This is a genomic window from Blautia faecis (genome assembly GCF_020554845.1).
Classification (GTDB): domain Bacteria; phylum Bacillota; class Clostridia; order Lachnospirales; family Lachnospiraceae; genus Blautia_A; species Blautia_A faecis.
The window spans coordinates 23,756-44,713 of record NZ_JAJCIA010000026.1; the positions used below are offsets into that span (position 1 = coordinate 23,756).

Annotated in this window: 24 protein-coding genes; 15 read left to right on the plus strand and 9 right to left on the minus strand. The window is 44.0% G+C overall.

The window, feature by feature from the left end:
- From vanR to LIZ66_RS12910, 12 genes are all read left to right on the plus strand, one after another.
- Nucleotides 1-702 (plus strand): VanR-ABDEGLN family response regulator transcription factor, encoded by a 702-nt coding sequence (vanR, locus tag LIZ66_RS12855; RefSeq protein ID WP_004853366.1) that lies wholly within the window; start codon nt 1-3, stop codon nt 700-702.
- Nucleotides 689-1,774, plus strand: a complete 1,086-nt coding sequence (locus LIZ66_RS12860) for a sensor histidine kinase (protein WP_008703821.1) — start codon at nt 689-691, stop codon at nt 1,772-1,774. The genes vanR and LIZ66_RS12860 overlap by 14 nt, the downstream gene beginning before the upstream one ends.
- Nucleotides 1,775-1,911: 137 nt before the next feature.
- Entirely contained in the window at nt 1,912-2,766 is an 855-nt protein-coding gene (locus tag LIZ66_RS12865; RefSeq protein WP_226841040.1) for a hypothetical protein, read from the plus strand.
- 4 nt (nt 2,767-2,770) lie between these two features.
- On the plus strand, nt 2,771-3,484 hold the full coding sequence (locus LIZ66_RS12870; protein WP_004853372.1) for an ABC transporter ATP-binding protein: 714 nt from the start codon (nt 2,771-2,773) through the stop codon (nt 3,482-3,484).
- A complete protein-coding gene (locus LIZ66_RS12875) occupies nt 3,474-4,658 on the plus strand; it encodes an ABC transporter permease (protein WP_012744282.1) in 1,185 nt (394 codons plus the stop codon). The genes LIZ66_RS12870 and LIZ66_RS12875 overlap by 11 nt, the downstream gene beginning before the upstream one ends.
- Nucleotides 4,659-4,685: 27 nt before the next feature.
- Entirely contained in the window at nt 4,686-5,189 is a 504-nt protein-coding gene (locus LIZ66_RS12880) for a hypothetical protein (RefSeq protein ID WP_015514509.1), read from the plus strand.
- 43 nt (nt 5,190-5,232) lie between these two features.
- Complete coding sequence (locus LIZ66_RS12885) at nt 5,233-6,189, plus strand: D-alanyl-D-alanine carboxypeptidase family protein (RefSeq protein WP_012744280.1); 957 nt, start codon at nt 5,233-5,235, stop codon at nt 6,187-6,189.
- Between the two features lie 65 nt (nt 6,190-6,254).
- Entirely contained in the window at nt 6,255-6,653 is a 399-nt protein-coding gene (locus LIZ66_RS12890; RefSeq protein WP_015514508.1) for a winged helix-turn-helix domain-containing protein, read from the plus strand.
- A 441-nt stretch (nt 6,654-7,094) separates the two neighbouring features.
- Nucleotides 7,095-7,697: a hypothetical protein gene (locus LIZ66_RS12895; protein ID WP_012744278.1), complete on the plus strand. Its 603-nt coding sequence runs from the start codon at nt 7,095-7,097 to the stop codon at nt 7,695-7,697.
- A 42-nt stretch (nt 7,698-7,739) separates the two neighbouring features.
- A complete protein-coding gene (locus LIZ66_RS12900; RefSeq protein ID WP_012744277.1) occupies nt 7,740-8,324 on the plus strand; it encodes an SOS response-associated peptidase in 585 nt (194 codons plus the stop codon).
- A gap of 23 nt (nt 8,325-8,347) precedes the next feature.
- Complete coding sequence (locus LIZ66_RS12905) at nt 8,348-8,806, plus strand: YaiI/YqxD family protein (protein WP_015514506.1); 459 nt, start codon at nt 8,348-8,350, stop codon at nt 8,804-8,806.
- A gap of 10 nt (nt 8,807-8,816) precedes the next feature.
- Nucleotides 8,817-9,335: a hypothetical protein gene (locus LIZ66_RS12910; protein WP_012744275.1), complete on the plus strand. Its 519-nt coding sequence runs from the start codon at nt 8,817-8,819 to the stop codon at nt 9,333-9,335.
- Nucleotides 9,336-9,350: 15 nt separating this feature from the next.
- Here LIZ66_RS12910 and LIZ66_RS12915 read toward each other — a convergent pair whose 3' ends face one another.
- From LIZ66_RS12915 to LIZ66_RS12945, 7 genes are all read right to left on the minus strand, one after another.
- Nucleotides 9,351-9,677, minus strand: coding sequence for a hypothetical protein (locus LIZ66_RS12915; RefSeq protein ID WP_227200893.1), 327 nt, complete (start codon nt 9,675-9,677; stop codon nt 9,351-9,353).
- Nucleotides 9,678-9,886: 209 nt separating this feature from the next.
- Nucleotides 9,887-11,560 (minus strand): recombinase family protein, encoded by a 1,674-nt coding sequence (locus LIZ66_RS12920; RefSeq protein WP_002604471.1) that lies wholly within the window; start codon nt 11,558-11,560, stop codon nt 9,887-9,889.
- A gap of 77 nt (nt 11,561-11,637) precedes the next feature.
- Nucleotides 11,638-11,811, minus strand: coding sequence for a transposon-encoded TnpW family protein (locus tag LIZ66_RS12925; RefSeq protein WP_002604472.1), 174 nt, complete (start codon nt 11,809-11,811; stop codon nt 11,638-11,640).
- Nucleotides 11,812-12,269: 458 nt separating this feature from the next.
- Nucleotides 12,270-12,512, minus strand: a complete 243-nt coding sequence (locus LIZ66_RS12930) for a helix-turn-helix domain-containing protein (RefSeq protein WP_002604473.1) — start codon at nt 12,510-12,512, stop codon at nt 12,270-12,272.
- A complete protein-coding gene (locus tag LIZ66_RS12935; protein WP_002604474.1) occupies nt 12,496-12,933 on the minus strand; it encodes a sigma-70 family RNA polymerase sigma factor in 438 nt (145 codons plus the stop codon). The genes LIZ66_RS12930 and LIZ66_RS12935 overlap by 17 nt, the downstream gene beginning before the upstream one ends.
- Nucleotides 12,934-13,406: 473 nt before the next feature.
- Nucleotides 13,407-14,390, minus strand: a complete 984-nt coding sequence (rlmN, locus tag LIZ66_RS12940; protein ID WP_002584956.1) for a 23S rRNA (adenine(2503)-C(2))-methyltransferase RlmN — start codon at nt 14,388-14,390, stop codon at nt 13,407-13,409.
- A 16-nt stretch (nt 14,391-14,406) separates the two neighbouring features.
- Complete coding sequence (locus tag LIZ66_RS12945) at nt 14,407-14,592, minus strand: cysteine-rich KTR domain-containing protein (RefSeq protein ID WP_003431289.1); 186 nt, start codon at nt 14,590-14,592, stop codon at nt 14,407-14,409.
- A 398-nt stretch (nt 14,593-14,990) separates the two neighbouring features.
- Between LIZ66_RS12945 and LIZ66_RS12950 the strand changes: the two genes are divergently transcribed.
- From LIZ66_RS12950 to LIZ66_RS12960, 3 genes are all read left to right on the plus strand, one after another.
- Nucleotides 14,991-15,347 (plus strand): helix-turn-helix transcriptional regulator, encoded by a 357-nt coding sequence (locus LIZ66_RS12950; RefSeq protein ID WP_002584957.1) that lies wholly within the window; start codon nt 14,991-14,993, stop codon nt 15,345-15,347.
- Nucleotides 15,348-15,548: 201 nt separating this feature from the next.
- Entirely contained in the window at nt 15,549-15,878 is a 330-nt protein-coding gene (locus LIZ66_RS12955; protein WP_002584958.1) for a plasmid mobilization protein, read from the plus strand.
- Nucleotides 15,839-17,173, plus strand: coding sequence for a relaxase/mobilization nuclease domain-containing protein (locus tag LIZ66_RS12960; protein WP_002584959.1), 1,335 nt, complete (start codon nt 15,839-15,841; stop codon nt 17,171-17,173). Before LIZ66_RS12955 ends, LIZ66_RS12960 begins: the two co-directional genes overlap by 40 nt.
- Nucleotides 17,174-17,374: 201 nt before the next feature.
- On the opposite strand, the gene LIZ66_RS12965 is transcribed toward LIZ66_RS12960, so the two are convergent.
- Both LIZ66_RS12965 and LIZ66_RS12970 read right to left on the minus strand, forming a co-directional pair.
- A complete protein-coding gene (locus tag LIZ66_RS12965) occupies nt 17,375-17,584 on the minus strand; it encodes a transposon-transfer assisting family protein (RefSeq protein ID WP_002584960.1) in 210 nt (69 codons plus the stop codon).
- 4 nt (nt 17,585-17,588) lie between these two features.
- Nucleotides 17,589-20,936, minus strand: a complete 3,348-nt coding sequence (locus LIZ66_RS12970; protein WP_002584961.1) for a YodL domain-containing protein — start codon at nt 20,934-20,936, stop codon at nt 17,589-17,591.
- Nucleotides 20,937-20,958 lie beyond the last annotated feature (22 nt).

Below are 20,958 nucleotides of genomic sequence, written 5' to 3' on the forward strand. Positions count from 1 at the left end.
ATGAACAAGAAGATTTTAATTGTGGATGACGAAAAAGAAATCGTTGATCTGCTTGAAGTGTATTTGAGTAACGATGGTTATTCAGTATATAAATGTTATAATGGGTTAGAGGCGATGAAATGTATCAAACAGTCGCAGATTGATTTAGCGATACTTGATATTATGCTGCCGGATATTGATGGTTTTCGACTTTGCCAAAAAATTCGGGAAAAGTTTTACTTCCCTATTATTATGCTTACCGCCAAAATTGAGGATAGCGACAAGATTATGGGGCTTACGATTGGTGCGGATGATTATATAACGAAACCGTTTAATCCTTTAGAGGTTGTGGCAAGAGTAAAGACGCAATTAAGGCGTTATCAGAGCTATAACAGTCCTAATTTGAGCCAATCCGAAGAAAAAGACGAGTATGACATCAGAGGTCTACTGATAAACAGAGTCAGCCACAAGTGCTACTTGTATGGCAAAGAAATAGCCTTGACTCCGTTGGAGTTTTCTATTCTGTGGTATCTGTGCGAACATCAGGGTAAAGTTGTCGCCTCGGAGGAATTATTTGAAGCCGTGTGGAAAGAAAAGTATCTTCGCAACAGTAACAATACGGTAATGGCGCACATTGGGCGGCTTCGGGAAAAATTGAATGAACCTTCAAAAAATCCGAAGTTCATTAAAACTGTTTGGGGGGTAGGGTATGAAATTGAATAAAAAAGAAAAAAACTATCTGCTCTCTACCTTGTTCAAAGGGTATGTAATTCAATGTGCGATTTGCTCTGTGCTTATTTTTGGCGGTACTTTTCTTTTAGGAATTATGGCAGAGGAAATTCTCCGCAAGTATGTTTTGTATTATTACTTGTATTACAGAACAGTATATCTTTATATAGTGGCTGTAATCGTGTGGGGTGGCTGTATTATATACATGACATACCTACTTTTGAAAAAAGTAGTCGCCTATGTGTACGAGGTACAGGCTGCGACAGGAAAAATGTTCGATCAGAATGTCAGTTACATTGAAATGTCCCCGGAGTTGAGTGAAATCGCCGCTAACATCAATCAGTTAAAACAAGAGGCTGAAAGTAATGCAAGGCTTGCAAAAGAAAATGAGCAGCGAAAAAATGACCTGATTATGTATCTTGCACACGATTTGAAAACACCGCTTTCTTCTGTAATCGGGTATCTTACTTTACTGCGTGATGAGTCGCAAATCTCAAAGGAACTTCGAGAAAAGTACCTTTCAATCACTCTTGGTAAGGCAGAACGGTTAGAGGATCTGATTAACGAGTTTTTCGAGATAACACGATTCAATATATACGATATTACATTACAATACACGAAAATCAATTTAACTCGCCTGCTGGAGCAACTTGTATATGAATTTAAGCCTATGCTCAAATCAAAGAATTTGCAATGTAATCTTTGTGTTGATGATGATATAATGCTTCGATGTGACGCAGACAAAATTCAGCGTGTTTTTGATAACCTTTTGAGAAATGCGGTTATCTACAGTTTTGAAAATACGGATATCACGATCAGCGCACAATGTCAGGAAGATACGGTCAGCATTATTTTTTGTAACCACGGCGATACTCTGCCGGAAGAAAAGTTAAACAGGATTTTCGAGCAGTTTTATCGGCTTGACGCAGCGAGAAGTACAAGCAGTGGAGGAGCTGGATTAGGTTTGGCGATTGCAAAGCAGATTGTTGAACTACACAATGGTACAATCGTTGCAGAGAGCCAAGAGGATCAAAACAAGTTTTCAATTACTTTGCCGTTGGCGTAGGAAAATTGTAAGAATTTGCATAGAAAAAAAGAGGAATATCTTACGAGCAATCAAGAAAATACGGGCTTCTGTTTTGGTACAATAAAAGTATCAAGATAGAGGCTCGTATTTTTTGTGATACAGCATAAGGAGGAATGATGAAGTTGCTAAGAAAACAAATGCTGCTATGTTCTATTTTGTTTCTTGTATTTACGCTATCTGCCTGCTCTGCAATTGGGCAGACAGACGAAAACAATCTTACAGATAGCGCAACATCCGCAGAAAAAACGGTATCAGTTGTACGAGGGACAATTACTCCAACCGTTTCAACGCAAACGACTATTGTTCCGGCAGTACCGTTTATTATTTTCTCACCCGAAAATGGCATATTTAATACAGCGGTAGAATTAGAAGAAAAAATCACTGCCGGGCAAATTATTGGAACTGTGAACGGCAAAGAATTGAAATCTCCGGTGGATGGTACAATTACCTCTATTGCCCCATCCAATGAAAGCGTACCGAGTAATTATCCCGTAGCGATAGTGCATTATACAGGATTTGCCCTCAATGTAGAGGCAGATAATTTTTTGAGTACCTTACCGGAGTATGCAGAGTTGAAAGCAAAATTTCAAGTATATGATGGTGTAGGACCAACCGATATGATTGCCGTGGTGTCGCCTGCCGCAGATGAAAATGCGTTTACGGGAATCGTGCCGCAAGAGGGCATTCTGCAATGCTTGATCAGTCAAACAGTCGATGTGAAATCGGGGCAAAGTGCAACGGTAGTCATAACGGCGACAACGAGAAATGATGTCCTTATATTGCCGCTGTCGGTAATAGCGGGTAGACAAGGGACGGGATTGGTTACTGTAATTACTCCGAATGGAGAAAGAGTGGAAACAAAAGTGACATTGGGTGTGACAGACGGAGCCAATATAGAAATACTGTCCGGCTTAGAGGAGGGCGATGTAGTTTCTGCTACTCCGCCAAACCTTGATCCGAGGGGGATTTGATAAAATGAAAGGAATTTCCGAAAAGACTTTAATCAAAATAAAGGATTTGAAAGCAAGCGTCAAATTGAATAATGGCGATATGCTGACAACAGTAACCAACGCTAATATGGAATTGCAACGAGGGCGCAGTTATGCCATTGTCGGAAAGTCCGGCTCAGGCAAAACAAGCCTTATATCCATTATTGGCTTGTTAAATCGGGAATATGAGGGCGAGTACCTTTATGATGGTATATCTATTTCTGCTTTGAAAGACCGTGATCTGTCTATACTGCGAGCCAATAATATCGGATTTGTATTTCAGAACTACTCTCTGATTAAGCACTTGCGGGTATGGGAAAATATCGAATTACCCCTACTCTATGCCAAAAAGTCGTTTACCGCCAAACAGCGTCACGAGATAATTACAGGCTTGCTAAAAAGTGTCGGCTTAGAAAGCAAGGAAAATGATTACCCAATCAATTTGTCCGGCGGTGAACAACAAAGAGTTGCAATCGCAAGGGCGCTTGCAGTATCTCCGGAAGCCATTTTATGTGATGAGCCTACGGGAGCGTTGGATAAAAAGACGGGAACGCAGATTATGGAACTGTTGCACAGCGTCGTAAAAGAAAATGGAATTATGCTGCTGTTGGTTACGCACGATCCTGATATTGCAGATACCTGTGATACGATTTTTGAAATGGATGGAGGGAGGATAACTTGTGCTAAAAATGATACTTAAAGACCTTCGTCTGTCTCCACTTAGAAGTATTCTGACAAGTGTTTCAATGCTTGTAGGCATTATCGCAATGCTTGGATCGGTATTAGTTGGTACGCTTGGACGGGAGTATTTGATTTCCGTAAACGCACAGGTATATGGCTGGTCACCTACTTACTCATTCGTGATAACGGAATCCGATTTTCACGATAGAAATAAAATGGAACAATTATTCCAGAGATTTGAAGCCATTGATGATGTAGCCGCTGTTACTTTTTCTATGGGAGAAGATATTCGATTTGCACCAATGAAAGATTTAACGCCAATACCGCCGAATGATGTTTACCAAAACCTGATGGCTTTTGATTTAGTTTGCACCACGGAGGCATATAGTCAAGTCTATAATCTTCCAATGACATCCGGTAGATGGTTAGAGCCTTCGAGTGAGGGCGGCTCGCTTGAAGTGGTCATAAACAAAGAAGCTAAAAACTATTTTAATGATTCGCCCTATGCTGCAGGAAATGTAAAAAGCACACTTTCGTTAACCCCATTCAATATTGTCGGAGTAGTAAACGATGGCAGGGATTTTCCGACTATCTATGCGGATTCTGCGGCGATCCTCAATTTCGCACCAGCAATGTGGCAAGTACAAAATGCAAATGTGTATTGGCATCCCACAACAGGACTGACAATCGAACAGATACATTCTGCCCTTGGCGACATTTTGACTGATACCATTGGCGGTTACTGGGAAAGTGCTGGGCGGAGTGATATTGGAGATACCTATGATTCGGTATTGTCCATACTGCAATTAGGGCTTTTGGTTACTTCGCTTTTGTTGCTGTTTGTTTCCGTATTAGGGCAGATCAATATCGGACTATCTTCATTGGAACAGCGCACACATGAGTTGCTGATCCGCAGAGCGATAGGTGCTTCACGAACAAATATTGTGGCATTGGTTTTAGGCTCACAGTTGATTTTATCAATATTCGTTTGCCTTGCAGCTATTTTGATTTCGCTGATTTTGGTGCATTGTATTGGAGCGTTGCTCCCTGTGGATTCCCCGGTGGGAACACCGAGTTATCCAATCAGCGTTGCTGTTGTTGCAGTTGCTGTGTCTGTGCTTACAGCATTATTGGGCGGATTATTACCAGCATTGAAAGCAGCAAAATTAGAGCCTGCATTGGCTCTTAGATAATAAAACTCAATTCAAGGAGGAAACAAAATGAAACGAACAATCTCAAAATCCGAAAGACCGTACAGACTGTTATTGTGTGTTATGATTTCTTTGCTGGTGATTATGCTGGCAGGCTGCTCCACTTCTTCGGACTCCGACACAAACACAAGAGGTTTCACGGACTTTGCTACCATTGAAGAAGAATACCTAACGACCATTGAGAGTTTGAATTGGCCGGAGGGCTTTACGCCGCCTGATGCTTTGGAAGGCGAAGATACGGGAGCGTCTTTTCAGATAGGATATGGCGATACAAGAGCATCTAACCTTTGGGAATATTCTTGGATGCAGGAATGGCTTGATACTTACAATACGGATTCGGAAAGGGCGGCAAAAGCCTTAGCTGAACTCGAAAAAGCCTTTGATATGCCTTATATGGGAACAGATCGCTGTGATGACGCCACACGCAAATATCTTCGTGATAATATTGATAAAGCTAAGTTGGGAGATCCGTCTGGATTTACAGAGTGTATTCAGGCAAATTATGCCGATTAAAAATGGCACATAGGAGTTTTGGTGTTGGGAGGTGAGCACATATATGCAGAGAAAACGCCGTAAGAAAAAACGATTTGGAGTATTTTTGTTTTTGCTTGTAGTTTGTATCGGCATAGGTATAATGTTTGTGCCGTGGGCAATGCAGCCGGAAAATTTCAGAGAGGTAAAGAATAAAATAAATGGTTTTCTCTACAAAGAAGATTTTCCTGACTCTTATAATGCAAAATCGCTGATTTTGGTGGATTGTTCTGATGATGAAATATTTGTTTCAAAAAACGAGAACGAGCCACAAATTCCTGCAAGTTTAGCCAAGCTGTTTGTTATTGAGTATGCGTCAACTTTAGCAGACCTTGATAGTATCGTTGTTGCAGACTATGGTGCTATTTCACTCACGAAACCTGGCTCGTCTGTTGCTCAAATCAAGGAAAAAGAATACTTTTTACACAATCTATTTGCGGCAATGTTAGTACCGTCAGGGAATGACGCAGCTTATGTGGTTGCTGATTATTGTGGAGGATTACTTTCGCCGCAAGCAGAAAGCTGTCAAGAGCGTGTGAGGATTTTCATGGAGAACTTAAACCTGCATTTGCAACAGCAGGGGTACTTAGACACAGTTTTATATGATCCGAGTGGTTTTGATATGGAGGCACTTACCACCACTTTAGATTTGAAAGAAGTAGTATATCGGTTGTTGGAATACTCGTGGTTTAGAGAAATTGTATCTCAAAACACTTATACGGCAACACTGCCTGATGGCAGTACACAAATATGGCAGAATACAAACGCCTTCCTTGATCCGACATCCGAATATTACAACGAAAATGTATGCGGAATTAAGACTGGCTCTCTGTCTGACGACTATAACTTGATTGTGCTTTATCAGCAGCACGGAAAAGAGTTTTTGATATGCAGTTTAGGCTCTCAGTCCGATTCCTCTCGTTATGACGATGTGAATTTTATTCTGAAAACGATTGATGAATCGTATTATCTCACGCAATAAATCTTATGTTGTCCAAGACAAAAAAACTAACCAAGGGGGGTGATAATATCGGACGAATCGTAATAATGGAGTTCAAAGCACAAGACTCAACAGCCTTTGACGATATGCTGGCTTTTGTAAAACAGCACCCTGATTTTGAAAAATTAGAGATTTCATATGAGCCGACATTATCCCTTTCCGGCTTAGAAATCAATTTGAGCCGGCGCAGAGTTATCAATAACGGTCAGGAAATTGAACTGACCGTCAAAGAGTACGATATACTCTGCTTGCTCGCAGCCAATAAAGGTCGTGTTCTTACATACGAGCAGATTTATGATAAGGTGTGGGGCGAAATATCAGCAGGCAATGAAAAGGATACCGTAGGCTTTCACATTCGGAATCTTCGTAAAAAACTTTGTGATACAAACTCTCACTTTTCCATAGATAGTGTTCGTGAGATCGGCTACCGCTTTAACAGTCAGTAAGCAGTCCCTCGTAGTTCATAATGAATTGCGAGGGATTATTCATTTTCTAAGACGGTATGTCGGAATTTGATAAATCCCTGCAAATGTTGATTTTATACGACTGTTAAGAGCAATATCGTGTCTAAACTTGCGACTGGACTTTGCATTTTCTACGAGTTATCTTCGTAATATCTCGGCATTATACTACTGGAATGTTTATCATAAACAGGGCATGATTTATGGCAGAATGGGCAGTCGTTCTCGTGCCATTTATTAGGTCTTGCTTGGATACGAATATGTTTAACTCCATTCTTATCAGAGTAAAGATTACAATTTTTTATAACTGTGTTCTTGACATTAAGGACACTTTTGCATAATGTATTAACTGAAGCCACTTGTGAATACTCCTTTTGTGTTTTTCTTCGCAGTTAATACATTAAAGGACACAAGTGTTTTTTCAATATGGTGTTGTTAATTTATGGTGTTAGGCTTCCACCATTATGCCAGAAGCCTCATATAAATTTATTGGGAAGAGTTACCGATCAAGTTTTCTCAGAATCCGAAGAATGGGATATTGATACGGTGTCAGAAACTATTGCATCGGAATATGAAAGAGCAACGAATCTTTCGATAAATAAAGAGAAGCAGAATTTGCCAATAGAAGAAAAACGAACGATAGATGTTAAAGAAATACGAGAATGGCTGAACTTTATTATTACGATTATATCAGTTGTTTTGGGAGTTACGAATTCTTCAGCAACAACGATAAATAATTACAATTATACACAACAAGTCAATAATTATTACATCGTTGGAATGGGATATGATGCGAAGGAGCTAAATACGACTAAATATAGAATCGTTAATAGAGAATCTATTGTACGACTGAAGCATGACTGCCATTCGATTGTAATTGAAAAGCTTGAGGAAGGGAAAGTTGTTAGAATTATAGATAAATATAAAAAGTGGCGACAGATAATTTGGGAGAATGAAGATGGTGAAGAATGTATGGGGTGGATTCAAAATTATAAATTAACTGAGTTTAAAGTGCCTAGAAATAAATGATGTATATTTGATGAAATAGAATCTATAAGTGAAGGAAGTATTATGTGTGGTAGATATTATATTGATTCTGATATGGCAGATGAAATCGAAAAAGTAGTGCATGATATAGACCAACGGATCCGGCAGGAACATTTTGCAGGAGATATCTTTCCAACCAATGTAGCACCGATCATTGAAAAATCAGAACATGGATTGAAACTGGATGTTTGCAAGTGGGGATATCCATTGTCACAAGGAAAGAATCTGGTTATAAATGCAAGAGCAGAATCTGTTATGGATAAACCTTCTTTTCGAAATGGAATCCTCTATCACCGCATTTTGATACCGGCAAGTGGGTTCTATGAATGGAATCGGTTAAAAGAGAAAAATACATTTTCCAGATATGATGCACCAGTATTGTATATGGCTGGCTTCTGTGATTGGTTTGAGAATGAACGACGATTTGTGATTATGACTACAGCAGCCAATGAATCTATGATAAAAGTACATGATCGTATGCCGCTGATATTGGAAAAAGGACAGCTGAAAGATTGGTTCGATGACAGGAAAATGGAGCAAATTCTGCATCAGGTACCGGTTCAGCTAAAACGAGAGGCAGAATACGAACAGCAGAGCTTATTCTTATAATGGTTCAGAGGAGAAATAGAAAGATGCAAATATTTGTTGATGCAGATGCCTGCCCAGTGGTTGCGATCATTGAAAAGATTGCAAAAGATAATAGTGTTCCGGTAATGTTGTTGTGTGATACAAACCATGTTCTGTCATCGACTTATAGTAAAGTTGTTGTTGTCGGTGCAGGAGCAGATGCAGTAGATTATAAACTGATTAGTATCTGCCATAAAGGAGATATTGTCGTATCACAGGACTATGGTGTGGCTGCAATGGCATTGGGAAAAGGTGCTTATGCTATTCATCAATCAGGTAAATGGTACACGGATGATAATATTGATCAGATGCTAATGGAACGTCACCTGAGTAAAAAAGCCAGAAGAAGTTCCCGTAAATGTCATGTCAAGGGACCGAAGAAGCGGACGGAGGAAGATGATGAAAGATTCGCTCAGTCTTTTGAAAAAATGCTTTTGATGGCACGGGAGAAAGAAGGCAGATGAGGAATTGTAGATGCAGAGGAACGACAGAAGCTATAAAGACTTAAAACAAAAACAGAAGAGTGCAATAGCAGATAAAACATACAAAATGCACTTGAAGTTTTATCTTGAGAATCAGCGAATGCCGGATGCTACTGAAATGAATGATATATGCAAAAGTTTGTTTACGGCAGTTCAATCGCTTGCTCCTAAAACGGAATATGAAGAATTTTATAAAATTGTTGAAAAGCGTGAAAAGAGTTATGAAGAACGTATCCTGAGAGACATTCAGAATGGAATTATAATAGAAACACTTATGGCAAAAAAACATAAGAAAACGCCGGAAGAAAAAGCAGCTGTTGCGAAACAAAAGAAGCAGCAGAGGCGAGCAAGACGGAAACAAGAAACAAGAGATAATCTGGCTAAAGAAGAAATCTTGCAAGATGACAGATTTTTCGTTATTGCCGGTTATACCTCCGGAGGTGCACCGTATGGTGTCACCTGGGAGGAAATGGGTCTGAAACCTTGGGAAGATTTGGAAGAGAATAATTGAGTTGTCAGTGCAATCTTATTTATCTCTTGTGACAGAAACAGGTTCCCGTTTTGCCGGAAGTAAGTCTGAATTGATTTCAGGAGCATCGAGCAGCACAGAGAAATTTTGCTGAATGATATCCAGTGTTTTCTGCTTTTTCTGTAATTTCTGTTTTTCCCGGATGGTAGCAGCTTGTTCAGATTCAAGATTTTCAATCCGCTTCTGGATTTTTTCAGAGCTAGGGATTTTGGTAACACCGAGATCCTGAAGCTCTTTTTTTAGTGAATCGTGGAGTTGGTATTCTGCCAGATGCTTGGAACGGTATTCTTTTGGATTTTTTGCAGATTTGCAATCTTCTATCACTTTACGGCAGAGCCGGTAAGAATCACAGTGTTTCTGAATGACTTTCTGCGTGCTTAATGATGTAGATGGCAGTATAAAAGCCGAAAGCAACAGTGTCAGTGCACAGAGAATGCTGATAAACGAATTCATCAAAAAACAGGACGAATTTATTAACTGTTCAGTAGTTGAATATGTAGATGATGGGTACAGTGGTACAAACTTTGCTGGGGTTAGATAGCGATACTTTTTACATCTACCATGTTGCGGCGGTCATGGTTGACAACTTGCGTCGGCTCCTGCTCGGTATCAACCTGTCCGACAAAGCTATAATGGATTTCGATTTTCCGGGTGTTGGTTTCCCGGTCTAATTCATGTATCAAAATACGGTCGATAAACTCATGGACGTTTTCATAGGTCAATTCCTGTATGTCGCTGTATTTCCCGACAATCTGAATAAACCTTGATATATCCCTTTTTCGCTCGGTAACGGTTGCGATCTGCTGTTGTAACTCGTCTATCCTTGCGGCAAGGGATTTCTTTTCGTCCTCATAGCCGGAAGTTAGAAACACAAACCGTTCATCTGTCAGTCTGCCTAATGCGTTGTCCTCATACAGCTTGCGGAAAAGCGTGTCAAGTTCGGTCATACGCGCCTGTGCTTTGAAAAGTTCCTTTTGCTGCTGCGCTAATGCCTTTCTCGCTTCCATGTCGCCGTACTCGGTAGCTTTACAGATAAAGTCCTGTTCGTGTTCCTTAACATACCGCAAAACCCGCCGCATATCTTCCAGCACTAAATCAAGAAGTACGTTTTTGCGGATATAATGAGAGGTACACTCGCTGCCTGTCCTTGCCCTGTTGCGCCATGCGCCGCAAGAATAGGAAAACTTGCGCGGCTCGATATTTACGCCCTGTTGGTAATACATCTTATGTCTGCAACCAGCGCAAAACAGCAAGCCGGAAAAAATATCAATCTCCGCTGCTTTTGTCGGGCGGTGGCGGGTAGCAATCCGCTTTTGCGCAAGTTCAAAGGTTTCCTCGTCAACAAGCGGCTCATGGGTGTTTGGGAAGAAATAGCGTTGTTCTTCTTCGTTCTTCCGGGTCTTTTTCGACTTGTAGGATACCTTGTGAGTTTTCGCGGTTATGGTATGCCCTAAATATTCCTGCCTTGCTAATATGTCATAGAGCGTTTTGTCCGGCCAAGTATAGGGGGCGATCATTGCCCGCTGATACCGCGCCTGTCCTGTACGCTGATAGCGCAACGCTCCAATCGTCAAGACTTTGTTTTCCGCAAGCCATTTTTGGATTTCGCACATACGCACGCCGCTAACAAACATAGCGAAAACCTGTTTGACAATCGGCGCGGTTTCCGGGTCGGGTATAAGGTGGTGGCGGTTGTTCGGGTCTGGGATATAGCCGTATGGATATTCCCCGTTGACGCGCTCGCCTTTTTGCGCCTGTGCCTGTTTAACTGCGCGGATTTTCTTGCTTGTGTCGCGGGCGTAAAACTCGTTAAACCAGTTCCGCAAGGGGGTAAACTCGTTATCCTCCCGCGCTGTGTCAACTCCGTCGTTGATCGCGATATAGCGTACTCCGTTTTCGGGAAATACAATCTCTATGAGTTCGCCCGTTTTCAGATAGTTTCTGCCAAGACGGGAAAGGTCTTTGGTAATGACCGTCGCCACTCGTCCGGCTTCCACTTCCTGCAACATCGCTTGCAGCCCCTCGCGCTCAAAACTCACGCCGGAAAATCCGTCGTCCACAAAAAACTTTGTGTTCAAAAAATGGTGTTCGTCCGCATAGCGTTGAAGTATCATTTTTTGGTGCTGTATGCTTCCGCTTTCTCCGGCTTGCATATCCTCTTGACTTAAACGGCAGTAAAGGGCGGTGATTTTATTCGACTGTAACATTAGTCCTCCTTTCCGACAGCCGAATAAACAGGTATAATGTGTTGCTATCATTATACCATATCCCGCCGCCTAATGCACTACTCGGACGCTAAAAATCCCGGATTTCCGGGCTTTTTCTGCAAATCCTTTACAATGAGTTTCTCAATCTTTTTATGGATTGTATCGGTTGCCTTTTCACTCGGCAACGCTTGAACAAGATAGGTGATTTTCCCTATTTTGCGTTCGGTTGTAATTGTCTGTTTTTTATCCATTAGAAAAACCTCCTTTTCCTGTATGGATAAACTATATTCGTCAAAAGGCAAAAACGGGCGGTTGTTAGCTGCAACCTCACGGGAGTTTCACCCCGGCCCATGCTTATGGGTGCGCCGCGCAATACTTTGAGGGTGTTCAACGCGGGAGTATCATTGTGCCGCCTTGTATGTCGTCGCCCACAAGCTGCTAAACCTGTTTTACGGCGCGGTAGTTCTCGCTCGGCTTTTCCCCTATGGGGAAAAGCTGTCATGGCGTACCCGCCGACTGGCTCGGTACAGACGGAATGTACCCGTTTGCCTGTTATGCTGCGCACCAAAGGCCGCTTTCTTTGTCAAAGAACAATAGGCTTTGTCGGCCTGCAAAAGCACATCAACAGCGGATATGCTTTTGCGGAACGACAAATAGCCCATAACGGGAAGCGTGGAAAGGGGACACGCTCCCCGCATGGGCTAAAAGATTATCCTACATGAAAAGCAAGGGTGCGGGTAATAAGGCGCACTTGCAGCCTGTTACGCATTTCCTCGTCCACATAGGAATAGGTATTGCCCGCGTCGTCTTTCAGCGTGCGGGTACAAAGTTTCGCTATGTAACCCTCGTAGTGCTTCAAGATCGCGCACATGGCGGTTGTGTCGCCGTTTGCCGCTGCGGAAATGACAGGGAACGGCAACAGATTTTCAGACTTCCTAACGGTATTCATCATCTGCTTTTCCCTCCAAATACTGTTTGATTTTCGCAAGCGCGGATTTCCTGTGCCGGAAAACCGTCGTGCGTACAACATTCAGCAGTTCGCCAATTTCCGCGTCGCTCATATCCAAGAAGTAGGACAAAAGGATAATGTCGCGTTTCCTTTCGGGCAAAGCGTTAAGGGCTTCGGCAAGCAGTTCATTTTTGACGAGTACATCAAAGCCGGACACTTGAAAACGGAAATAATCGCTTTCGTATTCGTCCGTTGTGAAAAGCTGCGCGAGTTCGCTTTCGCTCAAATCCGAAAAAGTAACTTCGCGTGCTGCGCGTTTCGCAAGAGTGCGGCGGTGGCTTTTCGCTTCGCCGACCAAAGTTTTCTTTGCTAATGCGTCGTACTGATGTTGTATTCTTTCCTTGTCGGAAGAAGATAGCTCCATAGAGTTCACCTCCTTCCCGCGTGGAGTAGAGGACGGGAGTTAAGGGCTTGTCCTCTCTGCCCCTTTCGCTCCGTACCCATTCGGGAGATGGCTCTTGAGTGCGCTTTTCAGAAAAAAGTTGAAAAAAGCAAAATGCGCCCGTCCGCAAGACGCGGACGGGCGCAAAGGAAATGTAAGCAGTAGCTAAATGTATTGACAGTTCACATTCATAGCCGGAATATCCCGCTTGCGGAGCATAGCTTTTTTTGACCGCAAAGCATTAGGCGGGTTACAGTAAATAAAAATGGACACGGCGATACCTCCCCGATACCGCCGTATCCTTAAAAAAGGGCGACTTTAATACACTACCCGCAATCCATTCTATAATAGGGAACAGCGGCTTTTGCGCAATATTAAATAAAAAAGCCGATAACACATAGGTTTTTTGACCTAATGCGTTATCGGCTCTGCGTCTATGCGTCTGGCACTTTTAATCATTTTTTTTTGAATTTATTATATGTGTTAGCTAACTGTCCACAAGCCGCGTTAATCTCTCTGCCATGAGAAACTCTCATAGTAACTTCAAGTCCTGCTTGCTCTAATTGATGTTTGAATGCAACTATTTCCCGTTTCTGTGGTGCTTTAATTCTTGAATTGCTTGTTGGGTTGTATTGTAACACGTTAATCATAACTTTTTTGCCCCGAAACCATTTTGCAAGTTGTCTTACATCTGAGGGCCGGTCATTTATACCCGGTAAAAGCAAATACGCAAAGACAATTTTGCGATTATGCCTTTCAGAATAGGATAAGGCTTGCTTAACAACATCTTCAATAGCATATATGCGCATGTGAGGAATAATACGATTTCTTGCAGATTGTGTTGCTGCGTGTAAAGATATTGTCAACTGAATTTTAAGATGTTCCTCGCGCAATTTTTTTAATTGATCGACCGGACCAACTGTTGATATGGTAATGCCGTCGGTTGGAAAGTTGAGCCCATATCTATCTCGGAGAATATGGATTGCTTTTATCAAGTTGTCATAATTGAATAAAGGCTCTCCCATACCCATAAAAACGATACGGTTTACTTTTCGACGCAACAATATAATCTGTTGTACGATTTCTGACGATGTTAGATTACGAACAAAGCCATTTCGCCCGGACTCACAAAAAATACAACCAACAGGACAACCGACTTGTGTGCTCACGCAAACAGTTCCACCATCTCGCCGCTTGATAAAAACCGTTTCAATGTATTTGTTGTCTTTCAGTTCGTAAACATACTTTTCAGTATCACTGCTTTTGCAAATATTTTTTACCAACATTGATAGATTTTTTTTGCGTGGTAATTGCTTATATAATTCTTCATATAAGGCTTTTGCTTCATTCTCGCCAATAACTTCCGACATTTCTTTGTAAGTAAATCCGTATGGATCATTCCGTACTTCCGCAGGCGTATATTTAGGTAAACGTTTCATTTTTATATCCTTTCTTCTAAATAATAAAAGTTTGTTTTTCTGTATTTTTGATTACAATCTCTAATTTTTCTACATCAATGATATGCGTCAATTTGCATTTAGGGCAGAAAAGAGGAAAATCTTTTAATACAGTATTATGAAATACTTGAACTCTCGTCTTTCCGTTACAAATCGGACATTTTATCCAATATTTTTTAAGCATTATATTTCACTCGTCCTTTTTACACAAAAAAATGCAGGTCAATCCTCAACATGAGCATTGACCTGCATTTATAATGCACAGAGCAGTACAACAAAACTAAGGCATAGCTTGCACTATGTCTATACTATATCTATACGTCGTTAGTTTTTTGTATAGCATCCGCAAAATAAGCATGACAAAAAAGCCCATGTTGAAAATGGGAAAATCCTTTTTTTCAATGCTTATCTAATACGCATGCTATGCAACATAAACGCCGCCTCCTTTTACATAAATTTTATTTTATCAGAAAATCAGTCTACTGTCAATACACAACAGGAAGTATTTAACCTAATGATATGAATTGTGTGGACATATCCAAAAAGAAAGGTGAACTGTAAAATGTAACAGGGTGAATGAAAATGGCAAAAAGACCCGTACCATTGTACGACTTTAAGGCTTTCGGGGCAGCTATAAAAGCCGCGAGAAATGAATACGGCGAGAGCCGCAAAAAGGTAAGCGACGAGTTATATATTTCCCCGCGCTACCTTGCGAATATCGAGAACAAGGGACAACAGCCGAGTTTACAGGTATTCTATGACCTTGTAACCCGGTATCATATTTCGGTAGATCAATTTTTCTTCCCGAACAGCAATGCGGAGAAATCCACCGGGCGGCGGCAGCTTGACGCGCTGCTGGACGGTATGAGCGATAAAGGCATACGGATTGTAACCGCAACAGCAAGGGAGATAACGGAAGTCGAAAAAGCAGAGGATTAACCTCACAATATGAGAAATCGGGAGATTGCAGCGCATGGCGGCTGCAATCTTTTTTTGCGTCCAAAATCAAAGGAACGCGCAACAAATACCGCCTTTCGGTGGGGGTATGGAGTAGATAGCAAGCACAGCAAACGAGTACCCGTTTGCGGAAAATGCTTGTTGGGATAATCCCAAACCCTTATACCGAAAGGCGGTGCGGAAATGGAAAACCGAAAGAGAAATATACAGATGAAGTTTTACGTTACGGAAGAAGAAAAGCGGCTGATCGACGAGAAGATGAAGCAGCTTCCCATAAAGCAGTATGGGGCATACTTCCGTAAAATGGCGATAGACGGGTATATTCTTGTCGTTGACCGAAGCGACACAAAAGCATATATCCGGGAACTGCAAGCGGTGAGCCGGAACATCAACCAAATTGCAAAACGCGCCAATGCGACGGGGACGGTTTACAGGCAGGATATAGAGGACATTAAAAAGGCGGTGGACGAGATATGGCGGTTACAAAGACGCACCCTATTAAATCAACCTTAAAGGCTGCGATAGACTATATCTTAAATCCCGAAAAGACAGACGGGAAGCTGCTTGCGTCCTCTTTCGGCTGCGGGCTGGAAACCGCCGATATTGAGTTTGCATGGACGCGGGAAGCTGCCGGAGATCGCGGCACACATTTAGGGCGGCACTTGATACAATCCTTTGCGGTGGGAGAAACCACACCGGAAGAAGCGCACAAAATCGGCATGGAACTTGCCGGGGCGGTATTAGGCGGCAAGTATGAGTTTGTTTTGACAACTCACGTCGATAAAGACCATCTGCATAATCACTTGATTTTCAACGCGGTTAGCTTCGTTGACTACAAAAAGTACCATTCCAACAAGCAAAGCTATCACTTTATCCGGCGCACCAGCGACAGGATATGTAAAGAGCATGGGCTATCCGTCGTCGTACCGGGACAGGACAAGGGAAAAAGCTATGCAGAATACACCGCCGAAAAGCAAGGGACAAGCTACAAAGCAAAGCTGAAAACGGCGATAGATACTCTCATTCCCCAAGTGAAAGATTTTGACGAACTGCTGCGCCGCTTGCAGGAAATGGGGTATGAAATCAAACAGGGCAAATACATTTCCTTTCGCGCTGCCGGACAGGAACGGTTTACCCGCACAAAGACGCTCGGCGCGGCCTATACGGAAGAAGCGATAAAGGAGCGTATCAAGGGCGTGTATGTTGCCAAAACAAAAACGCTGCGGGAAGATAAGAAAATCCGGCTTGTCGTCGATCTTGAAAACAGTATCAAAGCCCAACAGTCGGCGGGCTATGAACGGTGGGCAAAAATCCATAATCTGAAACAGGCTGCTAAAAGCATGAACTTCCTAACCGAAAACAAGATTGAGTATTATAGCGAACTTGAAAGCAAGATAGCCGATATTATGACCGCTCATGACGCGGCGGCAAAGGCGGTTAAGGAAGTGGAACAGCGTATGTCTGATTTGTCGCTGCTTATCAAGCACACCACCACATACCGACAGTTAAAACCGATTTACGATGAATACCGAAAATCGCCGGACAAGGAAAAGTATCTGCGGGGGCATGAAAGCGAAATTATCCTGTTTGAAGCTGCGGCAAGGGCATTAAAGGAAATGCAGATAAAGAAGCTGCCCGATCTCGCCGCGCTGCGCAAGGAGTATAGAAGCTTAAACGACAGGAAAACCAAATTGTATGAAGATTATCGGCAAGCCAAGAAGCAAATGCAGGAATACGGCGTTGTCAAAAAGAACGTCGATAGTATTCTTTACCCGTCCCAAAGCAGGGCGCGGGAGCAGGAGCGATAAGGCGCAAAACATGGGGTGGCAAGTGGAATGTTAAGGGCTGAAAACGCCTGTGTTTCTGCGGCTTCCAGCGCATGAAAACGACATAGACGATAAAGTATATTCAAACCCGCAAAAACGGCTTTCTAATTGTCCACGCAAGGACAAAAAAAGAACAGGGGCGCGGTGCCGGAAATCGGCAACCGCGCCCCTGTTCTCTATGGGCTATTCCTCGTCGGTCAAGATAAACTCCCTTTCGGAAAACTCGCTGTCCGTCATGGCTTGCAGCTTGTTCACCGCTGCGGCGGCAAGCTGGCGCATATCCTCGTCCATGTAGGGCATGGCGGCAAGGATATTTTCAAGCGTTGTTTCCCGGCTGTCCTCGGCGTAGATCGCAACAATGTTTTCTTCCTCAATGGTAAAGCGGGTATTCATGCTATCAAACCTCCAAATCCTTTTTATGCTCTTTCTGTTTATCTTTCGGCTGCTGCGCCGCCTGTTTCTTGTATTCGTCCAGCTTCTTCAAAATGGACGGTTTTTTCTGCGGCTGTTCCCGTTTCTCGGCTTTTACCGCTTTTGCAAGGTCGGTAACGGAAATCGCTTCCCCCGCCTTTGCCCGCTGCTCAAAATCTGCAACGGTGGGCGTTTGCGGCGTATTGTTGATAAGCCCGTCAAAATTGTTGTCGTTCTGCTCTATGGTGTCCTCGACGTGCTTTAAGGGATTATCCCGCTGCGGCTGCTCGGCGGCTATGGCATAAGCCTGTGTGCCATTCCCCATAATGAGATACTTCCCGTCCTCCGACGCATGGTGAAAACCAAATCCCGCCGCTTCGATCTGTTCACGGCTCATATCGGTAATATGAAAATTGCCCCTCGGCGTTCTAACGGTTTCACCCGTCAAAAGGCTGTCGGGGGTCGCTTCCGGCTGCTGCTTTTCAAGCTGCCCGTCCTTGTAGGAATATCCTTGCGCCGCGATTGCTTCAAGGGTCTTGCCCGTAACGTCGCCATAAATCCGCTTGTCTGCGTCAACCAGCATTTGCAAAGTGTCTTGTACGGTGTCGGACAAGGCTTGCTGCTGTTCGGGCGGCAGCTTGTCAAATACGGGGGTCTGCTGCTCCTGCAAAAACTCCGGCACTTGCTGAAAACCGATACTGTCTACATAGTGGGCGGTGTCCTCGTCGTTCTGATGAAGCACAACAATGTCGGAAACGGAAAGGCTATGCCCCTTAAAGTCGGCGGGGTGGTCGATATTAAACCTTTCCCAAATGTCGCCCAGCGTCATATCCTTTGTAAGCGGTGCAGTATAGACGAGTTCATAATTTACCCGGTCAATGGTAAGTCCAGCCGCTTGCAGACGGTCATAAGGCTCAAAGCGCAAGTCCCTTGTTTCGTCCCCGCGCTTTAACTGATAAATGGAAAAGGTATCGCCCTGCTCCTGCTCGGCTTGCCGCTGCTGCTGCAACTCGGTAAAATGCCCCTCAATCTCGGTAATGAGTTCCTTTGCGGTGGTCTGTATTGTTTCAAGGGACGCTTTTAACTCGGTCATTTCCTTGCCGCTGCTCCAACCAGCCACATAGCCGAAAGAGTAATCGGAAGTATCAAGGCCGAAATGCTGGCAAACCGTATAAGCGACGCTTTCCGCTTCTACCTCGCAGGTATGGCGGTCAACGCGGTTTTGCTGCTCCGGCGGGGCGTTTAAGTCTACGTCGTGCAGCTTCGCATGGGCGATTTCGTGAATGGCGGTCTTTACCGCCTGTAATTCACTCACGCCCTCTTTGATTGCAATACGCTTGTCGGTCAAACTGAAATACCCATTTGCGCCGTTTGTGATCTGCTCAAATGCAATCGGGACGGGGGACGCTTTTTCAAGGGCGGCGAAAAAATCCTCGTACTGCTCCACATCGGCAAGCAGCGGTTTAACGGAAAGGTCGGGAAACTCCTTGCCCTCGGTCTGCGAAATATCAAAGACGGTTATAACCTTAAAGGCGGGGACGGTGATTTCCTTTTCTTCCTTTACCACTTTTCCCTCGCGGTCAAGCATGGGCTTTCTCGTTTCGGGGTCGATTTTATCAACCAGCTTTTTCACCTTGTAGGGCGCGGGGGCAAAGATTTTAATGCCTTTCTCGCCTTTCTTTACATGGCGGTCAAACTCCTTTTCCCATTGACGGAAGCCCATTACCAAATTGCCGCCCTGCATAGCAATTAGGATAGTGTTATTCAAACTATAATCATGGAACTTTGACATAGCGGTTAGAAACTCTTTGTAGCGGTCGCTGTCAAAAATCGCCTGTACGCCCTGTTCCAAACGCGCGGTGATCTCCTTTACCTTTTCGGCGGGCTTTTCGGAAGTAAGGATAATGGGGACGACGGGGCGGGGCTGCTGCGGCTCTGCGGCCTGTGCGTCTGCTTGCTGCGTTTCGGCTGCGTCCATATAGGCTTTGTCCTGTTCGCCGCGCTCCGGCTGCGGGTAACTCATAATGCGGTATTCTTCCGGCACTTCGCGCCCCTCAAACTGCCGTTCCCACTCGTCGCCGCTTTCCACGATATAGCCGTACTCGGTAAACGCGCCTTTTTCCTGCGCGGCAGCGTTCCTGCCAAAAGTAGAAAGGTCAATGCCGCCTTTCCATTCTTCGGGCATTTGTACCATGCCGGATTGATTTAAGTAATAGTCGCCCAAATCGTGGTAGTTATGTACTTCGGGGATATGGACGTAAAAATCCACGTTGTAGGTGAAGTCAATTACCTGTCCAATATTTGCAAGCCCGTTTTTCTGCTGCAAAGCTGCGTTCAGCTTGCCAACCTCGGCGGGGTCAAGCTGTTCGAGCCGCGCCGCAAGAAAATTGAGTTCGTCCACGTCGGCGGCGCATACCATTTCATAAGGCAAGGCAATATGTTTCTCCGGGTCGTCGGAATAGCCGCGAATGGAAAAATCCTGCGGGTTGTCGGCGGTAATGCCGACGTTCCGCATAGCTTCGTGCAACTGCTCCTTTGTGGCGGGCATATCCAACCAATAGCCGCCGGGGTCGCCCGCGTCAAAGCGGCTGCGGTTGCCTATCATAATAGAAAACTGTTCGCTCATGTGTTCACGCTCCTTTTCCTGCCCGGTATTTTCGGGGATAGCTGCCGCCTGTTGCTGCTGCGGGGGTTCTTCGCCCTCTATGGTGTAGTCCGGCATGAGCATACCGTTTACTTTGAAATAGTCGGCGTACTCCTGCGGGATAGGCGGGGAGATTTCCGTAAACAAGCGGTCATACGCTTTGATACGCCCATTCAGATACTTTTCCATAGCTGCCTTGTCGGTGAAAACCTTTCTATCTTGTCCGGCAATCTTCGCTTGGGTTCTGCTTGGGCTGTTGGTGCGCACGCTCCATGTAAGCGTCCATGAATACGGGATAGATTTCTGCGCTTCTTTGTCGTAGCGGGTATTCTCGTAAATGTAGTAATTCATCTGATATACCCGGTTGCTGCGAATATGGCGGTTATGCTCGGTGGTCTGCCACTCGTTAGCGGTGTGCTGGACGTGCGGCGTTCTCACATATTCAAGTGTTTTATCCAGCAAAAGCGTTCTTCCCGCCTGTTCTTCCCATGCGGCGGCGCGTTCTTTAAGGTCGTCAAAAATCGCCTGTTCTGCCGCCGCGCTTTCGCTGCGCATGGAAAGTAGCTGCGCAATCGGCAAGGAAGCATAAGGGGCAATCTCCCTGTCCTTTGCTTCAAAATATATCCGGCGTTCTATCCGCATGGTTTCGGCGGCTTCTAATTTGTCATGGTCGTATGAGGAATACGGCATATTCTTTCATCACGTCCTTTCT

Bases quoted from the DNA above. Each gene is read 5' to 3' on its own strand.
- LIZ66_RS12945 (WP_003431289.1), bottom strand. From the start codon at position 14,592: ATGCTTAAAAAATATTGGATAAAATGTCCGATTTGTAACGGAAAGACG.
- LIZ66_RS12955 (WP_002584958.1), top strand. From the start codon at position 15,549: ATGGAAAACCGAAAGAGAAATATACAGATGAAGTTTTACGTTACGGAA.
- LIZ66_RS12875 (WP_012744282.1), top strand. From the start codon at position 3,474: ATGATACTTAAAGACCTTCGTCTGTCTCCACTTAGAAGTATTCTGACA.
- LIZ66_RS12925 (WP_002604472.1), bottom strand. From the start codon at position 11,811: ATGGATAAAAAACAGACAATTACAACCGAACGCAAAATAGGGAAAATC.
- LIZ66_RS12910 (WP_012744275.1), top strand. From the start codon at position 8,817: ATGCAGAGGAACGACAGAAGCTATAAAGACTTAAAACAAAAACAGAAG.
- LIZ66_RS12905 (WP_015514506.1), top strand. From the start codon at position 8,348: ATGCAAATATTTGTTGATGCAGATGCCTGCCCAGTGGTTGCGATCATT.
- LIZ66_RS12930 (WP_002604473.1), bottom strand. From the start codon at position 12,512: ATGATGAATACCGTTAGGAAGTCTGAAAATCTGTTGCCGTTCCCTGTC.
- LIZ66_RS12965 (WP_002584960.1), bottom strand. From the start codon at position 17,584: ATGAATACCCGCTTTACCATTGAGGAAGAAAACATTGTTGCGATCTAC.
- LIZ66_RS12960 (WP_002584959.1), top strand. From the start codon at position 15,839: ATGGCGGTTACAAAGACGCACCCTATTAAATCAACCTTAAAGGCTGCG.
- LIZ66_RS12935 (WP_002604474.1), bottom strand. From the start codon at position 12,933: ATGGAGCTATCTTCTTCCGACAAGGAAAGAATACAACATCAGTACGAC.
- LIZ66_RS12895 (WP_012744278.1), top strand. From the start codon at position 7,095: ATGGTGTTGTTAATTTATGGTGTTAGGCTTCCACCATTATGCCAGAAG.
- LIZ66_RS12885 (WP_012744280.1), top strand. From the start codon at position 5,233: ATGCAGAGAAAACGCCGTAAGAAAAAACGATTTGGAGTATTTTTGTTT.
- rlmN (WP_002584956.1), bottom strand. From the start codon at position 14,390: ATGAAACGTTTACCTAAATATACGCCTGCGGAAGTACGGAATGATCCA.
- LIZ66_RS12870 (WP_004853372.1), top strand. From the start codon at position 2,771: ATGAAAGGAATTTCCGAAAAGACTTTAATCAAAATAAAGGATTTGAAA.
- LIZ66_RS12900 (WP_012744277.1), top strand. From the start codon at position 7,740: ATGTGTGGTAGATATTATATTGATTCTGATATGGCAGATGAAATCGAA.
- LIZ66_RS12880 (WP_015514509.1), top strand. From the start codon at position 4,686: ATGAAACGAACAATCTCAAAATCCGAAAGACCGTACAGACTGTTATTG.
- LIZ66_RS12860 (WP_008703821.1), top strand. From the start codon at position 689: ATGAAATTGAATAAAAAAGAAAAAAACTATCTGCTCTCTACCTTGTTC.
- LIZ66_RS12865 (WP_226841040.1), top strand. From the start codon at position 1,912: ATGAAGTTGCTAAGAAAACAAATGCTGCTATGTTCTATTTTGTTTCTT.
- LIZ66_RS12950 (WP_002584957.1), top strand. From the start codon at position 14,991: ATGGCAAAAAGACCCGTACCATTGTACGACTTTAAGGCTTTCGGGGCA.
- vanR (WP_004853366.1), top strand. From the start codon at position 1: ATGAACAAGAAGATTTTAATTGTGGATGACGAAAAAGAAATCGTTGAT.
- LIZ66_RS12890 (WP_015514508.1), top strand. From the start codon at position 6,255: ATGGAGTTCAAAGCACAAGACTCAACAGCCTTTGACGATATGCTGGCT.
- LIZ66_RS12920 (WP_002604471.1), bottom strand. From the start codon at position 11,560: ATGTTACAGTCGAATAAAATCACCGCCCTTTACTGCCGTTTAAGTCAA.
- LIZ66_RS12970 (WP_002584961.1), bottom strand. From the start codon at position 20,936: ATGCCGTATTCCTCATACGACCATGACAAATTAGAAGCCGCCGAAACC.